This is a genomic window from Carnimonas bestiolae (genome assembly GCF_051251145.1).
Classification (GTDB): Bacteria; Pseudomonadota; Gammaproteobacteria; order Pseudomonadales; family Halomonadaceae; genus Carnimonas; species Carnimonas bestiolae.
In genome coordinates, this window is sequence record NZ_JBPCZK010000001.1 from 677,598 (window position 1) to 694,705 (window position 17,108).

The 17,108-nt window shown below is 59.0% G+C and carries 14 protein-coding genes and 1 tRNA gene; 3 read left to right on the top strand and 12 right to left on the bottom strand.

Annotation, left to right across the window (positions count from 1 at the left end; all coding sequences use genetic code 11):
- Positions 1-238: 238 nt before the first annotated feature.
- The 12 genes from R84865_RS03175 to hemA all read right to left on the bottom strand — a co-directional run bounded on the left by R84865_RS03175 (position 239) and on the right by hemA (position 14,318).
- Positions 239-1,528: a dicarboxylate/amino acid:cation symporter gene (locus R84865_RS03175; RefSeq protein WP_435638808.1), complete on the bottom strand. Its 1,290-nt coding sequence runs from the start codon at positions 1,526-1,528 to the stop codon at positions 239-241.
- A gap of 213 nt (positions 1,529-1,741) precedes the next feature.
- Positions 1,742-2,815, bottom strand: coding sequence for an ABC transporter substrate-binding protein (locus tag R84865_RS03180; RefSeq protein WP_435638809.1), 1,074 nt, complete (start codon positions 2,813-2,815; stop codon positions 1,742-1,744).
- 57 nt (positions 2,816-2,872) lie between these two features.
- Positions 2,873-4,237: a glutamine synthetase family protein gene (locus tag R84865_RS03185; RefSeq protein WP_435636772.1), complete on the bottom strand. Its 1,365-nt coding sequence runs from the start codon at positions 4,235-4,237 to the stop codon at positions 2,873-2,875.
- A gap of 211 nt (positions 4,238-4,448) precedes the next feature.
- Positions 4,449-5,522, bottom strand: a complete 1,074-nt coding sequence (locus R84865_RS03190; RefSeq protein WP_435632279.1) for an ABC transporter substrate-binding protein — start codon at positions 5,520-5,522, stop codon at positions 4,449-4,451.
- Positions 5,523-5,591: 69 nt separating this feature from the next.
- Positions 5,592-6,407, bottom strand: a complete 816-nt coding sequence (locus R84865_RS03195; RefSeq protein WP_435638810.1) for an ABC transporter permease — start codon at positions 6,405-6,407, stop codon at positions 5,592-5,594.
- Entirely contained in the window at positions 6,404-7,312 is a 909-nt protein-coding gene (locus R84865_RS03200; protein ID WP_435632281.1) for an ABC transporter permease, read from the bottom strand. Before R84865_RS03200 ends, R84865_RS03195 begins: the two co-directional genes overlap by 4 nt.
- Before the next feature lie 14 nt (positions 7,313-7,326).
- Positions 7,327-8,460 (bottom strand): ABC transporter ATP-binding protein, encoded by a 1,134-nt coding sequence (locus R84865_RS03205; RefSeq protein ID WP_435632282.1) that lies wholly within the window; start codon positions 8,458-8,460, stop codon positions 7,327-7,329.
- 150 nt (positions 8,461-8,610) lie between these two features.
- A complete protein-coding gene (locus tag R84865_RS03210; protein ID WP_435638811.1) occupies positions 8,611-9,924 on the bottom strand; it encodes an NAD(P)/FAD-dependent oxidoreductase in 1,314 nt (437 codons plus the stop codon).
- Positions 9,925-10,218: 294 nt separating this feature from the next.
- Positions 10,219-10,965 (bottom strand): HesA/MoeB/ThiF family protein, encoded by a 747-nt coding sequence (locus tag R84865_RS03215; RefSeq protein ID WP_435638812.1) that lies wholly within the window; start codon positions 10,963-10,965, stop codon positions 10,219-10,221.
- Positions 10,966-11,010: 45 nt separating this feature from the next.
- Positions 11,011-11,868 (bottom strand): peptide chain release factor N(5)-glutamine methyltransferase, encoded by an 858-nt coding sequence (gene prmC, locus R84865_RS03220; RefSeq protein WP_435638813.1) that lies wholly within the window; start codon positions 11,866-11,868, stop codon positions 11,011-11,013.
- A 4-nt stretch (positions 11,869-11,872) separates the two neighbouring features.
- A complete protein-coding gene (gene prfA / locus R84865_RS03225; protein ID WP_435638814.1) occupies positions 11,873-12,958 on the bottom strand; it encodes a peptide chain release factor 1 in 1,086 nt (361 codons plus the stop codon).
- A 10-nt stretch (positions 12,959-12,968) separates the two neighbouring features.
- The gene (gene hemA, locus R84865_RS03230) at positions 12,969-14,318 is read right to left on the bottom strand and encodes a glutamyl-tRNA reductase (RefSeq protein WP_435638815.1); all 1,350 of its coding nucleotides are present in this window, start codon (positions 14,316-14,318) and stop codon (positions 12,969-12,971) included.
- Positions 14,319-15,011: 693 nt separating this feature from the next.
- Here hemA and lolB point away from each other — a divergent pair.
- From lolB to R84865_RS03245, 3 genes are all read left to right on the top strand, one after another.
- Positions 15,012-15,662, top strand: coding sequence for a lipoprotein insertase outer membrane protein LolB (gene lolB, locus R84865_RS03235; RefSeq protein WP_435632288.1), 651 nt, complete (start codon positions 15,012-15,014; stop codon positions 15,660-15,662).
- 203 nt (positions 15,663-15,865) lie between these two features.
- Positions 15,866-15,940, top strand: a tRNA-Gln gene (locus tag R84865_RS03240).
- A gap of 144 nt (positions 15,941-16,084) precedes the next feature.
- A complete protein-coding gene (locus R84865_RS03245) occupies positions 16,085-17,026 on the top strand; it encodes a ribose-phosphate pyrophosphokinase (protein ID WP_435632289.1) in 942 nt (313 codons plus the stop codon).
- Positions 17,027-17,108: the final 82 nt, after the last annotated feature.

Consider the following 17,108-nt stretch of genomic DNA (forward strand, 5'->3'; position numbering starts at 1 on the left):
TGGTGTTCGAAAAAAGCGAATTTATCGAAGTGTACCAGCGGCGGCGCATAAAGGCAGGTGAGCAAATGTAAAAGAGTGGCCGGGAAGTGCACATCAGGTGGCTTTCGCTACTGTCGGCGCGGCGCCAACCAACACCTTCGTGCCGCCCGCTGCTAGGCTCGTCGCAGGCGATACGCACCTCCACGGCGACCATCAGCGGCCGTGGCGGCGAAAATGGACACACCGACGCGGGCATTTGTTACAGCGACGCATGCGTATCCACGCCACCGCGACCGCTCAAGGCACGCTTGAGCTGATCACGGTCGAGCTGTTTTTCCCAGCCGGACATCACGATGGTGGCTACGCCATTGCCGATGAAATTGGTCAGCGAACGGCATTCACTCATAAAGCGGTCGACGCCAAGCACCAATACGATGGCACTGACCGGCAGCCCCGGCACCACCGATAGGGTAGCCGCCAGAGTGACGAAGCCGGCACCGGTCACGCCGCTGGCACCTTTGGAGGTCAGCATCGCGACCAGCAAAATAGTGATCAGTTGCATGGCGCTAAGCTCGACGTTGGTGGCCTGCGCAATAAACAGCACTGCCAGCGTCATGTAGATGTTGGTGCCATCGAGATTGAACGAATAGCCGGTCGGCACCACCAGCCCCACCACCGAGCGCGAACAACCGGCGCGCTCCATCTTCTGCAATAGCTGCGGCAGCGCTGATTCCGAGGAACTGGTGCCAAGAATAATCAGCAGTTCGTCCTTGAGGTAGGCAATCAAGCGAATGATGCTGAAGCCGCTGAAGCGCGCAATCGCCCCCAGCACCACCAGCACAAATAGAATGGCAGTCGCATAGAAGCTCAACACCAGCTCGAGCAGTTGGGTTAACGACCCGACGCCGTACTTGCCCACCGTAAACGCCATCGCGCCCAGCGCACCAATCGGTGCCAACTTGGTGATAAAGCCCACGATCTTGAACAGTACCGCCGAAGCCTGCTCGATGGCCGAGGAGACATTGCGGCCTTTTTCGCCCAGCGCAGAGAGCGCCGCGCCAGTCAGAATAGCGACCAGCAGCACCTGCAGAATATTGCCTTCGGTAAAGGCGCTGAACATACTGTGGGGAATAATGCTCATCAAGAAGTCGGTGACGCCATGACCGTGTTCGGCCGCGGCGGTGTATTTCGCTACCGCGCTGGCGTCGAGGGTGGCGGGATCAACATTGAAGCCGTCGCCGGGGCGCAGCACCAGCCCCGCTATCACGCCAATCGCCAGCGCAAAGGTCGACACGACCTCGAAGTAGAGCAGCGCCTTGCCACCGACCCGCCCCACCTTCTTCATGTCACCCATGCCGGCGATACCGGTAACCACGGTGCAGAAGATCACCGGCGCAATAATCATCTTGATCAACTGGATAAACGCATCGCCCAGCGGTTTCAGCGATTGCGCTAATTGAGGATAGAAATGTCCTAGCGCGATGCCTACCGCGATGGCAATCAATACTTGAACATAGAGGATACGGTACCAAGGGACGCCAGTGGCCATTATTGCTACACCAATGTGGTTATCTTTATGAGGGTGCACCACATTAATTTTTCGATCATCCCACGTACATGCTGCTTTGGACGTAACCTATTGCCATGAAAACGATTTCATTGTCTTCGATATTCTCTCATAAGCACAAAAAAACGCTGCCGTGGCAGCGTCTTCTCGGGCTTGCAGACCCTTCGTTTGATAGTGCAACGCTAGCCTTGTCGGCTACTGGCGGCTCCGTACTTCGCCCCATATCTGTTGCAGCAAGTGCAGTTGATCGCCTTTCAGCAACGGCACAAACATCAGCTTGTCGCGATCCTGCTTGTCAGGAGCGGCCTTGATGCCTTGCTTGGCGAGCACGGCTTCCGCGCCTTTATTGGGCGTGTAGTAGTGACTATAGCGCGCGTTCAAGGCAGCAATGTCGGGCTGCTGCATAAACTCGATAAAGGCGCGCGCTAACTTGGGATGCGGCGCGTGGGCAGGAATCGCCAGCGTATCGACGCCGCGCTGTGAACCTTCTTCGGGAATGAAGAAGCCGATACGGCGATAGGTCTCGGGCGACTCATCGCGCCGATAGTCGAAGTCGCCGCTGTAGGTGACAGCCACTTTACTCACCCCGCGCACCAGTTGGTCGATGGCCGCTGTGCTGTCGGAGAACCCTTGGAAATTCGGCCGCTGTAGCGTTGCGGATACCGAGCGCCCCGCCTTCACCCAGGCGTCCTGCCCCACGCAATCGAAGCCCAGCCCCAGCGCTGCGCAGCTAGCACCGAACAGCACCTGAGCATCACCGCCCAGCAGCGAGAACGGCTGGCGCGGGTTGTCCTGCTCGTCAAACAGCGCCTTCCAGCTATGCGGAATATCCGGCAGCGCCTGAGTGTCGTAAATGATGCCAGTCGCGCCCCACAAATAAGGCAGGCTGTAGCGTGCACCCGGATCGTAATCGGCTTTCAGAAACTCATCCGCGATCTGCTCGCGTGCTTCCAGCTTGCCCAGCGGCTGAATCAGCTTGGCATCCACCAAGCGCGGCACGAAGTAATCGGTCGGCACAATAACGTCGTACTGGGCATCGCCGCCGCTGCGCAGTTTCGAGAACATCTCGGCATTGGAGGTGAAATAGTTCTGCACTACCTTGGCGTGGTACTGCTTTTCGAACTGAGCGATCGCCTTGGGCGACACGTAATCGGTCCAGTTATACAGATACAGCGTCGACTGCTCGGCGGCCTGAGCGCTAGCGCCGCCCAACACGGCAGTTGCCAGCGTGACCGTGGCAATGCCCTTACCCCAAAACGATGTGCGCATGCTCACTCCTTGTTGCTGAGCGCAGCGACATCCGGCTGGCTCGGATAGTGGTGACGGCTATACCCGCAGCAGCAGGTGCTCACGTTCCCATGAGCTGATCACGTTGAAATAGGCCGCGTGCTCCGCGCGCTTGACCGCTAGATAGCTGCGCACGAAGCGCTCGCCTAGAACGTTCATCAGCGGATCGCTTTCGGCCAGCGCATCGAGAGCGGGAATCACGTCATCGGGCAGTTCATGGCGCTCGTGTGACGAATAGCCCACCAGCGGCGGACGCGGCTCAGCCTGCTCGAGCATACCCAGATAGCCACACGCCAGCGATGCCGCCATCGCCAGATAAGGGTTGGCATCTGCCCCCGGCAAGCGGTTTTCGACGCGCATGTTCGCGCTGTCGCTGACCGGCACGCGCAGCCCAACGGTACGGTTATCATAGCCCCATTCCGCGTTGGTGGGCGCACTGCCGCTGTGTTCGCTACGATGCAGACGCCGCCACGAATTGATATTGGGCGCGAAGAACGGCATCGCCGCCGGCAGGTAGCGCTGCAAGCCGCCAATAAAGTGCAGGAACATGCGGCTGGGGCCCTCTTCGCCGGCAAACAGATTGCGCTCCTCGCCGTGTCGTTTGAGGCTGTGGTGAAGATGCATTGCGCTACCCGGCTCATTGGCCATCGGCTTGGCCATGAAGGTGGCGTACATGCCATGACGCAGCGCGGTTTCCCGCAGCGTGCGCTTGAACATCACGATCTGATCGGCCAGTTTCAGCGGATCGCCGTGCAGGAAGTTCACTTCCATTTGCCCGGCGCCCTCTTCGTGAATCAGGGTGTCTAGGTTAAGCGCCTGCTGCTCACAGAAGTCGTACATCTCCTCAAACAGCGGATCGAATTCGTTCACCGCATCGATGCTGTACGACTGCCGCCCGTTTTCCTTGCGCCCTGAGCGCCCCACCGGCGGCTCCAGCGGATAATCGGCGTCGGTGTTGGTCTTGACCAGAAAGAACTCCATCTCCGGCGCAATCACCGGCTCCCAACCGCGCTCGGCATACAGCGCCAGTACCCTGCGCAGCACATGACGCGGCGATATCTCAACCGGCTCACCGCTCATGTAGCAGCAGTCATGGATAATCTGCGCGGTAGGCTCAGCCGCCCACGGCACCAGATAAAGCGCCTCAGGGTCCGCCACCAATTGCATGTCAAGCTCGGCGAAGTTCCAGAATTTCAGATCTTCATCATCGGGATAGCCGCCGGTTACCGTTTGAATGAACACCGAGTCAGGCAAACGCGGCCGGCCGCCGCGCAGATACTTGCCCGCCGGCATAATCTTGCCCTTGAGGCCACCGGTCATGTCGGTAACAAGACACTCAACCTCAGTAATGCCATGAGTTTGAAACCATTGTTCGATGCGAGGATCAACACTATTGGACGACATTGTCACATCCGAGACGATTAACAGAACGGCACCTTCCACTCTAAGCTAACGTGCTGAGATGGCGGCCGACAATAAGCAAAAAGATTGATCGCTATGCTGCCATATCCCTTGCCGAAATACTTCACTGAGGTTACCTGCCCAACGTAAAAACCCCACGCTACCCTGAGGGGCAACGTGGGGCTCTACGCAGTTGCTTGCGCCGCGGGCGATACTACTGGGAGCGCACTTCGCCCCACAGCTGCTGGAAGTCGGTGAGATCCTTGCCTTCCAGCGCGGGCAGCAGACGAATACGCTTCATTTCGTCTTCGGTAGGCTGCGAAGGCGCCTTGCGTAGATCATCATCCAGATAAGGCAGCGCTGCCTGGTTGGGCGATGAGTAGTAGGTCCAGTTCGACAGCTGAGCGCCTATTTTCGCGTCAAGAATGTAGTTGATAAAGGTGTGAGCCAAGTCGGGATGCGGCGCACGCTTGGGAATCACCATGGTATCGACCCACAGCTCCGCGCCCTCTTTAGGCACCACGTACTTCAAGTGCTTGAAGCCTTCGGGGTCCTCGTTACGCGAGTTGAGGAAGTCACCATTGAAGCTGACGCCCACCTTGACCGTGCCGCGCGCCAGCTGCTGAAGCACCGGCGTACCATCGACATAGCCATTGAAGTTACCGCGCTTGCTGGTTTTCATCAGCAGCTTGCCAGCGTCAATCCAACTGGCGCGATCCTTACAATCGTAGCCATGGCCCAGATAGGCACAGGCAGCGCCGATCATGACATTGCCATCGCCCTGAATGGCGAACGGTTTGTTGGCATTGCGCTCGGGATCGAAAATCAGGCTCCAGCTATCCGGAGCATCGGGGAAGGCGCGAGTATCATAGACCAGCCCGGTAGTACCCCACTGATAGGCAACGCTGTACTTGCTACCCTTGTCGTAGTCGGGATCAGCAAAACGCGGCATCAGATTCTTGAAGTTGGGCAGCTTGCTCTTGTCGAGCGGCTGCACCAGACCTGCACTAATCATGCGCGGCAGATAGTAGTTGGAGGGCATCACCACGTCGTACTGGGTGTCACCGCCCGACTGCAAGCGCGCGTACATTTCGCCAATGGTGCCGAAGTAGCTCTGCACTACATCGACGTCGTACTTCTTCTCAAACTGCTTGATGATGGCCGGATCCATATATTCCGACCAGTTCAGCACGTAGAGTTTTTCCTTGGCAAACGCCTGCCCCGGCAGCAGCGCCAGTCCCAGTGCACACAGCGCGCCTGCGCTGGCCAGCTTTGAAAAAAGTGTCATTGTTTCCATTCCCCTGCACAGCTTGATGGAAAAAACGAGCGCCCAGCGCCAGCGGCACTGGGCAACCCATCAATTAAGACTGCCTTCCCGCTTACGCGACTTAAGCGTAAAGATCAGACTAACCAGCGCGGCTATCAGCACCGCAGCGATCATCAGCGCCCCGATAGCATTGATATCGGGAGAAATACCGCGACGGATCGCGCCCCAGATATAGATCGGCAAGGTAGCGCTCTCTGGCCCCGAGGTGAAGAAGCTGATCACGAAATCATCGAATGACAGCGTAAAGGCCAGGAAGAAACCTGCCACCAAGGCCGGTTTGATGGCCGGAATCACAAAATACAGCGCGCGCTTGACCGGCCCTGCGTACAAATCCTTGCTGGCATCGAACAAGGCCGCATCCAGGCTGACAAAACGCGCGTAGATCAGCAGCGCCACGAAGGGTAATTCGAACGTCACGTGGGAGATGATCATCGTCAGCATGCCGGGCTTGAGAATGCCGAAGGTCGAATTCAGCCGCACGAAAAACGCCATATCGGAGATACCAAACACCACATCAGGCATCACGATCGGCAGATAAATCAGAATGATCAGCCAGCCCATGCGACGCCCACGATGGCGATACAGCCCGTAGCCGAGGAAGGTGCCCAGCACCAGCGCAATCACCGACGACGACAGCGCCAGCACCATCGAATTGTAGAAGGCGTGTATCACCGCATCGTTGCCGAATAGACTGGTGTACCAGCGCAGCGAGAAACCGGCGAAGGTGGCGGCACTGTTGATCGCATTGAAGGAAAACAGCACCACGACCGCCAGCGGCAGATACAAAAACAGTAGCGTTAGCCACCAGAATACGGCAAACGCAGGATGAGCGCGGCGCTGTCTCATATCACCACCTCCTCACCACCGCCGAGGCGGCGTCCTAACCGCCGCAGCAGCCAAATACCCAGCAGCGTCGCCACCAGCATCAGAATCGAGCCTGCTGCACCATAGGGCCAGTTGGCGCCGTCAGAGAACTGGGTAGCGACCAGGTTACCAATCATCATCGCGCGACCGCCGCCCAGCAGCTCAGGCACCACATACATACCAAATGCAGGAATCATTACCAGCACCAGCCCCGCCAGCAGACCCGGTAGCGTTTGCGGCAGGATCGCGGCGAAAAAGGCGCGCAGCGGCGACGCATACAGATCTCGCGCAGCTTCAAGCTGCGAGAGATCGAGCTTCTCGAAGGCGCTGTAGAGCGGGAGCACCATAAACGGCAGGAAGTTATAGACCAGCCCCAGCATGACCGCGAACGATGACGGATAGAGCCCCAACTCAGGCGACGCCAGCCCCAGCCAACTGGCGAGCGTGGAGATCGGCGTGCCCGGTGCCAGCAGATTCATCCAGCCGAAGGCGCGAATCACCTGATTGGTCCACGACGGCACCACAATGGCCAGCAGCATCACTACCCGAAGGCTTGGCCGCGCGGTGGATATGTAATACGCGACCGGATACGCCACCAGCACCGTTAGCGCCGTTGAGAACAGCGTGTAGTAGAGCGAGCGCAGCAGCGTATGGAGATTGCCGGGGCTCCAGCCGAGAAAGCCATAGCCCGCCAGTTGGCGAAACGAATCGACACTCAGCGGCATTTCGGGCTGACCATAGGTGCCGTTGGTCAAAAACGCCATCGACACCAGATACAGGCTTGGCAGCACCAGAAACACCGTGATCCAGGCCGCCGAAGGACCCGTGGTCCAGAGCAGGTGCAGCACTGCCCTGCCGCGTGAGGCAGGCGAGGAAATATTGGACATCGCTGTGCTCCCGCCTATTCGTTGATCAGAATGACATCTTCAGGGTAGATCTCGACCTGCACCTGATCGCCTACGCGGAACAGTCGATCGCCGGAGTTGGTCGCCTCAGCGACAATGTGCTGACCGCCGCAGTCGAGGTGATACTCCACCGTCGCACCGCGATAGAAGCGCTCGAGCACGCGGCCGGGAAGACGGTTCAGATCAAGCGTAGGATCGGCACCCGCGCTGCCCGGCGCCGAAAGCTCGATAATTTCCGGACGAATCAGCGCCAGCGACGCCGCGCCGCTGTCGCGGCTCTCGGTGGCGAGCATGCCCAGCGCGGTGTTCACGGTGTTGCCGTTACGGGCGCTCACCGGAAACAGATTATCGTGACCAATAAAGCGTGCCACGAAGCGACTGCGCGGGCGCTCGTAAACGTCGGGCGGCGCGCCTACCTGCTCGATACTGCCGCCGTTAAGCAACGCAATGCGATCGGACATCACCATGGCTTCTTCCTGATCGTGGGTCACGAACACGAAGGTCATGCCAAGGCGTTGCTGAAGGCGCTTCAGCTCTACCTGAAGATCGCTGCGCAGGCCCGCATCGAGGGCAGAAAGCGGCTCGTCGAGCAGCAATACATCGGGCTCGTTGACCAGCGCACGTGCCAACGCAATGCGCTGGCGCTGACCACCGGACAACTGGTGAATCTGGCGCGAGAGCAGATTGTCTATCTTCAGCGATGCGGCCATCTGTTCGACGCGCGAACTGCTTTCAGCTTTGCTGATGCCGCGCATTTTCAGCCCAAACGTAATGTTGTCGCGCACGTTGAGGTGGGGAAACAGCGCATAGGACTGGAACACCGTGTTAACGCTGCGTTTGTGTGGCGCCACCTCGGTGACATTACGGCCGCCAATCTCAACGCTGCCGCTGTCGGCGGAGTCGAGCCCGGCCAGAATGCGCAACAAGGTGGTTTTGCCACAGCCAGAAGGGCCTAGCAACGTGAAGAATTCGCCCGCCTCGATCGTAAGGTCGACGTTGTCCAGTGCCACAACGTCGTTGCCGAAGCGCTTCGACAGCCCTTTCAAGGCAATCGAAGACGCGTCGCGCGAGACCGAGCGGGCCGCTGCTTTATCAGGAAATTCTTCGCGGGTTGCGCTGTCTGTGGGCATTCAGGCATCTCCACTGCACCGGACACCACCGGCTGGCTACGGATGAATGTGACGCCCTCGGAGAAGGCGCTTAACATGGCGAGCGTAACGCAATACAGCAAAGCGATACGGCGGCGCGCTTTTATAAGGTGCGCATGGTTCGCCCAGAAGTCAGAGCAAATCGCGCAGCTTGTAAAAACTCGTCGCAAGCACCAGTAGCGGCGTACGCATATGCTTGCCGCCGGGGAAAGCACGATGTTTGACGCTACCAAACAGATCGAAGCGTTCGGCCTGCCCCGCAATCGACTCGGCCACCAGCTTACCGGCCAGACCGGCAAAGGCCATGCCGTGCCCTGAATAGCCCTGCGCCCAATAAAGACCATTGCCCTTGCGCCCGAAATCGGGAGCGCGATTCATGGTGATGGCCAGCCTTCCTCCCCAGCGATAGTCGATGGCGGGGCTTCTTAGCTGCGGAAACAGATAGCGTATGCGCTGACGAATACGCCAATCGAGCAACAGCGGCTGGTGGCCCGAATAGCTGACTTGGCCGCCGAAAAGCAAGCGATGATCCGCTGAAAGGCGATAGTAATCAAGTACAAATCGGGCATCTGATACCGCCACTTGGGTGGGCAATACAGAGGCGACCTGCTCGGGCGTTAGCGGCGCTGTCGCAACGATGTAATTATCGACGGGCATGATGTGCGCATCGGCGCTGGACACCAGCCCCTCTCCATAGGCGTTGGTCGCCTGCACCACATAGTCGGCATCGACCATGCCGCGATTGGCAATTACCCGCATGCGACCATCGGACTGGTGCTCGATGGCCGTCACTCGGTTACCGCAGTGGATGGCCGTGCCGGCGCGCTGCGCCGCCGCTGCCAATCCTAGCGTGTAGTTAAGCGGATGCAGTGCGCCGGCGTCGTGATCGAGTACGCCGCCCGCGTACGCATCGGTGACCACGTGCTGCTGCAACGCCTGACGATCGAGCCATTCTAGCTGATGATAGTCGTATCCAGCGGCCATGTCGGCAATCCACGCCTTGGACTCGTTGACATGACGGCGCTTGTTGGCGGCATGTACGTAGCCCTTGCGGTAGTCGCACGGAATCTTGTAGCGCTCGATCAAGCGCTCGGTGAGCGCTACCGCTTCACGGCTCATTTCCCACACATCGCGCGCGGCCTGCTTGCCCAGCGCCTGCTCAAAGGTAGCCATCGAAGTGCCCAACCCCGGCAGAATTTGCCCACCGCTGCGCCCCGATGCGCCATGGCCGATGTCGGCCGCTTCAAGCAGCACCACCGAATAGCCGCGTTCGGCAAGGTGCAGCGCGGTTGAGCAGCCGGTAATTCCTCCCCCGATCACGCAAACGTCAGCGCGCCGCTGCCCTTCCAGCGAAGGTGCAGGGCCGAGCGCAACACGTCGCGTGGCATCGTAATAGCCCTGCGCGCTGTCAAATGACGCTTTGCTGGAATGAGAGAGTGAAGCCATAGATATCCCGCGGCAACCTGTATTGATCGCCTTGCCTTGTCACATTGAGTAACCGCGCCCCATCGTCAAATGGCGCTGATCCGGCACCGACATAAAAGCACTGAACCACCGCACTTCAACGCCGCGCCGAACCTCATGAAAGGCAAGAATTGTGTCGCGACTACGACCAAATGCCAATAAGCAACGTCACAAAAAGTGCGTTTTGCGGAAAAAAGAGGGAAATAAAGCAACCTAATGTAAGAAAAGCGACGCCACTGGCATCGCTTTTTAGCAGGAAATCGTACCCGGGGTGCGTCAGCGCGAGCGACATACCGGGCATTGTGCATCACGACTGGCTGCCATCTGTCGCCACTGACCGCTTAACCCGTCAAACAGTGACAGCCCGCTAGCCGCACTACCAGCACCACTGATCAGCTTGAGCGCCTCGAGCGCCTGCCAGCTGCCGATCACCCCTACCATCGGCGCCGCCACGCCGCTCTCAGCACAGCTGGTAGCTTCATCATCGCCGTTATCGCCGTACAGACAGGCATAGCAGGGGGCATCGGGCTGGCGCAGATCGAACACCGCCAATTGCCCTGAGAAGGCAATTGCCGCCCCCGAGACCAGCGGCGTCGAGTGGGCCACGCAGGCGCGATTGATGGCATAACGACTGGAGAAGCGGTCGGTGCAATCGAGCACCACATCCACTTGGCTGACCTGCTGCGCAAGGGCGTTGTCGTCGAGCCGCTGCTCGAATACCTCGACCTGACAGCCGGGGTTGAGCGCAGCAATGGACTGGGCCGCAGAAGCCGCTTTGGTTTCCCCGATACGCGCATCGTTGTGGATAATCTGACGCTGCAGATTGGACAGCTCCACCCGATCGAAGTCTGCCAACATCAGCGCACCAACGCCGGACGCGGCAAGATACAGCGCCGCCGCTGAACCCAGCCCACCTAAACCAACAATAAGCACGCGCGCGTCCAATAGCCGCTGCTGCCCTTCCACATCGATTTGCGGAAGCAGCAGATGACGACTGTAGCGCAGCAGTTGATGATCGTTCATGGCAGCTCTCAGCGATTGGGGAGGAAGAACGCCCTTCGGCGTCGCTCAGTGGGTACCAGGCGCAGTTGCTTGCTGACCGAAGGTCACGCGCTCATGGCCGCCAAGGTCGCGAGCGCTGGCAACTCGCGCAAACCCCTGGCGTTCCATTAACTGCCGCACGGCGCTGGCTTGGTCATAGCCGTGTTCCAGCAGCAGCCAGCCGCCCGGCACCAGATAATCGGGGCTGGCAACGATGATGTCGCGGATGTCATCCAGACCATCGCTGCCGGCCACCAGCGCCGAGCGCGGCTCAAAGCGCACGTCGCCTTGCTCAAGGTGGCGGTCGTGTTCGGCTATATAGGGCGGATTCGACAGGATGAGCGCAAACGAATGCGGCGCTAATTCGCGGTGATCGAACCAGCGACTGTGCAGCCAGCGCGTGTTGCCAAGCCCTAGCCGCTCGGCGTTGCGCTGCGCCAGCGCAACGGCTTCCGCAACTCTGTCGCTGCCGATCACCTGCCAATCGGGACGCTGACTAGCAAATGCCAACGCAATGGCGCCGCTGCCGGTGCCTAGATCGAGCGCTTTGGCAGGCTCAGCACTCGCTAATGCCAGCGCTTGCTCGACCAATAGCTCGGTATCCGGGCGCGGAATCAGAGTGGCAGGACTCACTTCGAGAGGCAGCCCGAAGAATTCGCGCATGCCCAGCAGATAAGCCACCGGTTCACCTGCGGCGCGTCGTCCGATCCATTCATCAAAACGTGCGGCTAGCGTGCTGTCCAGCTCGCTATCGCCGAAGCCGTAGAGCCAGGCACGCGACTTGCCGCTAAGCGCCAACAGCAGCACTTCTGCGTCTAGCGCCGCAGTTGCCGAGGTCGCCGCCAGACGCTCTCGCGCCGCCTGAAGCGCTTGATCGAACGTCATTGCATCAATCGCTTTGCAGCGCCGCCAGTTGGTCGGCCTGATGCTCCTGGATCAGCGGCTCGATTACGCTGCCAAGATCGCCTTCGAGAATATCGCTAAGCTTATAGAGCGTGAGATTGATGCGGTGATCGGTCAGCCTTCCCTGTGGGAAGTTATAGGTACGAATACGCTCGGAACGATCGCCCGACCCCACCAGCGAGCGCCGCGTTTCGGACTGCTGCTGGTTGTGCGCCGCGACGGCCTCCTGCTTCAGGCGCGAAGCCAGCAGCGACATCGCCTTGGCCTTGTTCTTGTGCTGCGAGCGCTCGTCCTGACACTCCACCACGGTGCCGGTCGGCAGGTGGGTGATGCGAATCGCCGAGTCAGTGGTGTTGACGTGCTGACCACCCGCGCCGCTGGAGCGGAACGTGTCGATACGCAAATCGTTGGCGTTGATCTCAACGTCGGTGACCGCATCGACTTCCGGCATCACTGCCACGGTACAGGCAGAGGTGTGAACGCGCCCCTGTGACTCGGTGGCCGGCACGCGCTGCACGCGATGAGCGCCGGACTCAAACTTGAGCTGACCGTACACGCCGTTGCCTTCAAGCCGCGCGATCACTTCCTTGAAACCGCCCTGCTCACCGTGACTGGCGCTTAGCAGTTCGACCCGCCAATGGCGCTGCTCGGCGTAGCGCGAGTACATGCGGAACAGATCGCCGGCGAACAGCGCGGCTTCATCGCCACCGGTACCGGCGCGCACCTCAAGGAACACCCCGCGCTCATCATCAGGGTCCTTGGGAATCAGCAGCTTCTTGATTTCGCCTTCAAGCGTTTCGATGCGTGGATCGAGCGACTCGAGCTCTTCACTAGCCATCGCACGCATGTCGGGATCGCTATCGCTGGCCATCGACTGCGCAGCGTCGCGCTCTTCTTCGAGACCGCGATAGCGCTGCCAGGCCGCTACCAGCGGTTCGAGATCAGAGTATTCACGGGAGTAGTCGCGGAATTTGGATTGATCGCTGATAGTGTCAGGATCGGAAAGCAGCGCTGCGAGTTCTTCAAATCGATCCGCGGCGCCGTCGAGACGCTCGCGTATGGATGGCTTCATATAAGGGCCTTTAGTGCACCTGTCGGGACTCAGACGCCGCGACACTATCGCTGGCGGGGGTCTCTGGCTGATGGGGGCAGCTATTGTGCTGAGTCTCGCTCTCGCCATCAAGCAGAAGTGCTGCTGCCGCATCGACGATATCCTGACGATTTTCGCCAGACGCCTTACGCAATCGGGCGGTGGTGCCGTGGAGCAGTTTGTTAGTCAACTGATTGGATAGACGCCGCACTACTTCACGCGGGTCTTCGCCGCGCTCAAGCTGAGCAATGGCGTGGGCTTCGGCGGCCTGACGCAGCCCCTCGGCCTGACGACGATGACGGCGGATCAGCTCACCAGCACCGCGTTCACGGCGTTTGCGCCGCCACTCATCGACCCGCGCCTCGATGATGGTATCGGCCTCAGCCGCCGCCGCCTCACGGCCGCGCAGGCTTTCTTCGATAATGTCGTTCAGGTCATCGACGCTATAGAGGAAGATATCGTCGAGATCGCCCACTTCCGGCTCGATATCGCGCGGTACCGCAATATCCACCATGAAAATGGGGCGGTGGCGACGCACGCGCAGTGCGCTTTCGACAGCACCTTTGCCCAGTACCGGCAGTGGGCTGGCCGTCGAACTGATAACGACGTCGGCACAGCTTAGCGCCTGCGGCACCTCTTCAAGCCCAATTGCCACACCGCCAACTTCAGCGGCCAGCGTTTCGGCGCGCGACTGGGTGCGGTTGGCAATAATGATGCCTTGAATGCCGGCTTCCTTCAGATGGCGCGCCACTAATTCAATGGTTTCGCCCGCGCCAATCAGCAGCGCACGCGAACGCGCCAGATTATCGAAAATGCGCCCCGCCAGACTAACCGCCGCATAGGCCACGGAAACGGGGTTTTCGCCGATACCGGTATCGGTGCGCACTTGTTTGGCGGTGGCGAACGCGAACTGGAACAGTGCGTCTAGCGTACTGCCCAGTGCGGCGTAGCGCTGAGCCGACTGATAGCCGCTTTTGACCTGCCCCAGAATTTGCGGCTCGCCCAATACCATGGAGTCGAGTCCGCAAGAGACGCGCATCAGGTGGCGAGCAGCCTGCTCGGCGCTGAATTGGTAAATGCAGTCAGCCAGGGATTGCACGGCAATGTTGTGGTAGCTAGCCCACCACTCGATTACCTGCGCCACTGCTGCTTCACTGACCGATTCAGCACCAAGATAGAGCTCGGTACGATTGCAGGTCGAGACGATGACCGCTTCATCAACACCCGCCAAGGTGATGAGATCGGCGTAAGCCTGCTCGAGCTGCTCAGGGGAAAACGACACGGCTTCGCGCATATCGAGCGAAGCGGTACGGTAATTAATGCCTAGCGTAAGAAGCGTCATAAGCCATCTTTTCATACATCCGGTTGCCAGCCTTTATATGACACAACGCCTACCCGCGAGGGAGTATTGAAGACGATGAATGGTAAAGGGGATAGCAACATGGGCTAAAGCGCCAAGAATAGCGCTACCGGCAGATGAACCAAAGAATAACACATTTAACGCCAAGGCTCCCATCGCCACTGCCCACTGGAAGCCAAAAGCCCTAAGGCAATGCCTGCCTGCTAATGGAACATCTCACTAACCATGCGCCTTGCAGCGTGAATACGCACAACAATGAGGGTTATTTATAGCGATGATAGCCTACTCCCTGACTTGGGAGTTCAGCTGCAGCTTAAAACGCTGGGGAACTGCCAGGCAGCCTCCTCTGCGACAGCCGGCAGCGGTCTTTTCGGCTTTGCCAAACCAGCGGCGACTCGGCACACTGGCGTCGGGCAAGCTAGCTTTGGCATGCTGCTAGCGCGCTAAGGCGCTGATTGAGCTGCTTAAAAACGTCGGCAATACCTGCTTCCAATAAAAGCAGAGCCTTCTCTACTACTGGCGGAGGGCCGACAGAGGTTAACCTTCCCGACAATCATCGCGCTCCCCCATTGGGGCGCTGTTACACTTAGCCTTTACTACATCGGCCTTTATTACCCTTGGTCTAGATAATGGCCCGATGACTATCCCTACGCTGTGCACAGGAGCTGCGTTGCAATGAATCATCTGCGTGTCGTGATCGCTTTTATAGCGGCACTCGTTATTTCGGGATGTGCGGTATCACCGCCTTCGCCCTCGGTAGACAGGGAAAAAGGCGATTGGGAACATCAGCAGCAGCGCCTGGAAGCGCTCAACGATTGGCAGTTGAGCGGCAAGATTGGGCTGCGCTCGCCCCAGCAGAATCGCAGCGCCAACCTCGATTGGACCCAGCACGATGCCGACTACACCATTATGGTGTCTGGCCCATTCGGCGTAGGGCGAAACACCCTGCAGGGCCATCCGGGCGACGTCACGCTTAAAAATGGCGATGGTACCTTTAGTGCAGCAACGCCTGAACAGTTGATGGAGCAGCAGTTGGGCTGGTCGCTGCCGGTATCGTCGCTGGATCGTTGGGTACGCGGTCTGGCCGCTAACGGCTCGGAAGGCACCTTCAGCCATGACGACGAAGGCTTCCCCGCTACGCTTAAGCAGGACGGCTGGACCATCAACTATCTGCAGTGGAGCTACGCCGACGGTTATTGGCTCCCTGGGCGCTTGCGTCTTGCCTATGGCGACATTCAGGTCACCTTCGTGATTACCCGCTGGCAGCCGCAGCTACAGCAGCAAAACGGCGACAACGAGGGCGCTCAGCCCGCTGCCGCAAATTGACAGAGAGGCCCGCGTTGACTACCATGGCGCGCGCTGCAGTCGGGGTTTTCGGGTAGCAGGCACTAACGGCAATGAATTGATTGCTTGACCTGCCGACCTCCAATCCGTAAGATGCGCGCCGTGCTCAGGCAGTCGTCTGACACACCCGCCGCTCTCGCTGCTGCTCGTTTCGGTCGAGCTGAAACAAAGTGAGACAGTGTTGCTGGGGTATCGCCAAGTGGTAAGGCACCGGTTTCTGGTACCGGCATTCACAGGTTCGAATCCTGTTACCCCAGCCATTTCCTTATAGTGTTCAAAGCCTGATCAGTATCGCATGTACGGCTTTACGCTGATTCCCTCGGCCATCGAATGCCCGTTAGTCTACGTAACTGTGGCATCGCTACATTTACCCATTATACCCAGCATCCAAAGGTGGCTGCGCCGTGTCCAAATTGATGGTCTTCGCCGGGAACGCTCATCCCGAACTGGCCCATAAAGTCGCTGAGGCGCTCGATAATCGCCTCGGTCACGCTACTGTCGGCCAATTCAGCGATGGCGAAATTAATGTCGAGATCAATGAGAACGTGCGAGGCAAGGACGTTTTCATCCTGCAATCCACCTGTGAGCCGACCAACGATAACCTGATGGAGCTGATCCTGATGGTCGACGCCCTGCGTCGCGCATCGGCAACTCGTATTACCGCCGTGGTTCCCTACTTCGGCTACGCTCGTCAGGATCGTCGAGTGCGCTCGGCGCGCGTACCCATTTCGGCCAAGGTAGTAGCCGACATGATGGTCAAGACCGGCGTTGACCGCGTAATGACCATGGACCTGCACGCTGATCAGATTCAAGGCTTCTTCGACGTGCCGGTCGACAACGTTTACGGCTCGCCGATTCTGCTCGACGATATCGAGCGTCAAAACTACGACGACGTGATTGTCGTCTCTCCCGATATCGGTGGTGTGGTGCGCGCTCGCGCGGTAGCCAAGCAGCTTGATGTCGAACTGGCCATCATCGATAAACGTCGCCCGCGCGCCAACTTCGCGCAGGTAATGCACATTATCGGTGAAGTAAAAGATCGCACCTGTATTCTGGTCGACGACATGGTCGATACCGCCGGCACGCTGTGCAAGGCCGCGGAAGCACTCAAGAAGCAGGGCGCGCGACGGGTACTGGCCTACGCCACTCACCCGATCCTGTCAGGCCCGGCAGTCGACAATATTAATGAATCAGTGCTCGACGAATTGGTAATAACTGATACCATACCGCTCGCCGAACACGCGCAACGCTCTGGCAAGATTCGCCAGTTGACCGTTGCAGGGCTGATTGCGGAAGCTATTCGCCGCGTCAGCAACGAGGAATCCGTCAGCGCCATGTTCCACTAAGCGGGCCTTCGCGCCTCGCTTTGGCCATTGTGCTACGGCTAGCACGGTAAGCGCTGCCTTCGGGCGAGCGCTTACCGTTTTC

Coding starts and splice junctions, on each gene's coding strand:
- R84865_RS03215 (WP_435638812.1), bottom strand. CDS start 10,965: ATGAACGATCATCAACTGCTGCGCTACAGTCGTCATCTGCTGCTTCCG.
- R84865_RS03175 (WP_435638808.1), bottom strand. CDS start 1,528: ATGGCCACTGGCGTCCCTTGGTACCGTATCCTCTATGTTCAAGTATTG.
- R84865_RS03205 (WP_435632282.1), bottom strand. CDS start 8,460: ATGCCCACAGACAGCGCAACCCGCGAAGAATTTCCTGATAAAGCAGCG.
- lolB (WP_435632288.1), top strand. CDS start 15,012: ATGAATCATCTGCGTGTCGTGATCGCTTTTATAGCGGCACTCGTTATT.
- R84865_RS03180 (WP_435638809.1), bottom strand. CDS start 2,815: ATGCGCACATCGTTTTGGGGTAAGGGCATTGCCACGGTCACGCTGGCA.
- R84865_RS03200 (WP_435632281.1), bottom strand. CDS start 7,312: ATGTCCAATATTTCCTCGCCTGCCTCACGCGGCAGGGCAGTGCTGCAC.
- R84865_RS03210 (WP_435638811.1), bottom strand. CDS start 9,924: ATGGCTTCACTCTCTCATTCCAGCAAAGCGTCATTTGACAGCGCGCAG.
- prmC (WP_435638813.1), bottom strand. CDS start 11,868: ATGACGTTCGATCAAGCGCTTCAGGCGGCGCGAGAGCGTCTGGCGGCG.
- hemA (WP_435638815.1), bottom strand. CDS start 14,318: ATGACGCTTCTTACGCTAGGCATTAATTACCGTACCGCTTCGCTCGAT.
- R84865_RS03195 (WP_435638810.1), bottom strand. CDS start 6,407: ATGAGACAGCGCCGCGCTCATCCTGCGTTTGCCGTATTCTGGTGGCTA.
- R84865_RS03185 (WP_435636772.1), bottom strand. CDS start 4,237: ATGTCGTCCAATAGTGTTGATCCTCGCATCGAACAATGGTTTCAAACT.
- prfA (WP_435638814.1), bottom strand. CDS start 12,958: ATGAAGCCATCCATACGCGAGCGTCTCGACGGCGCCGCGGATCGATTT.
- R84865_RS03190 (WP_435632279.1), bottom strand. CDS start 5,522: ATGACACTTTTTTCAAAGCTGGCCAGCGCAGGCGCGCTGTGTGCACTG.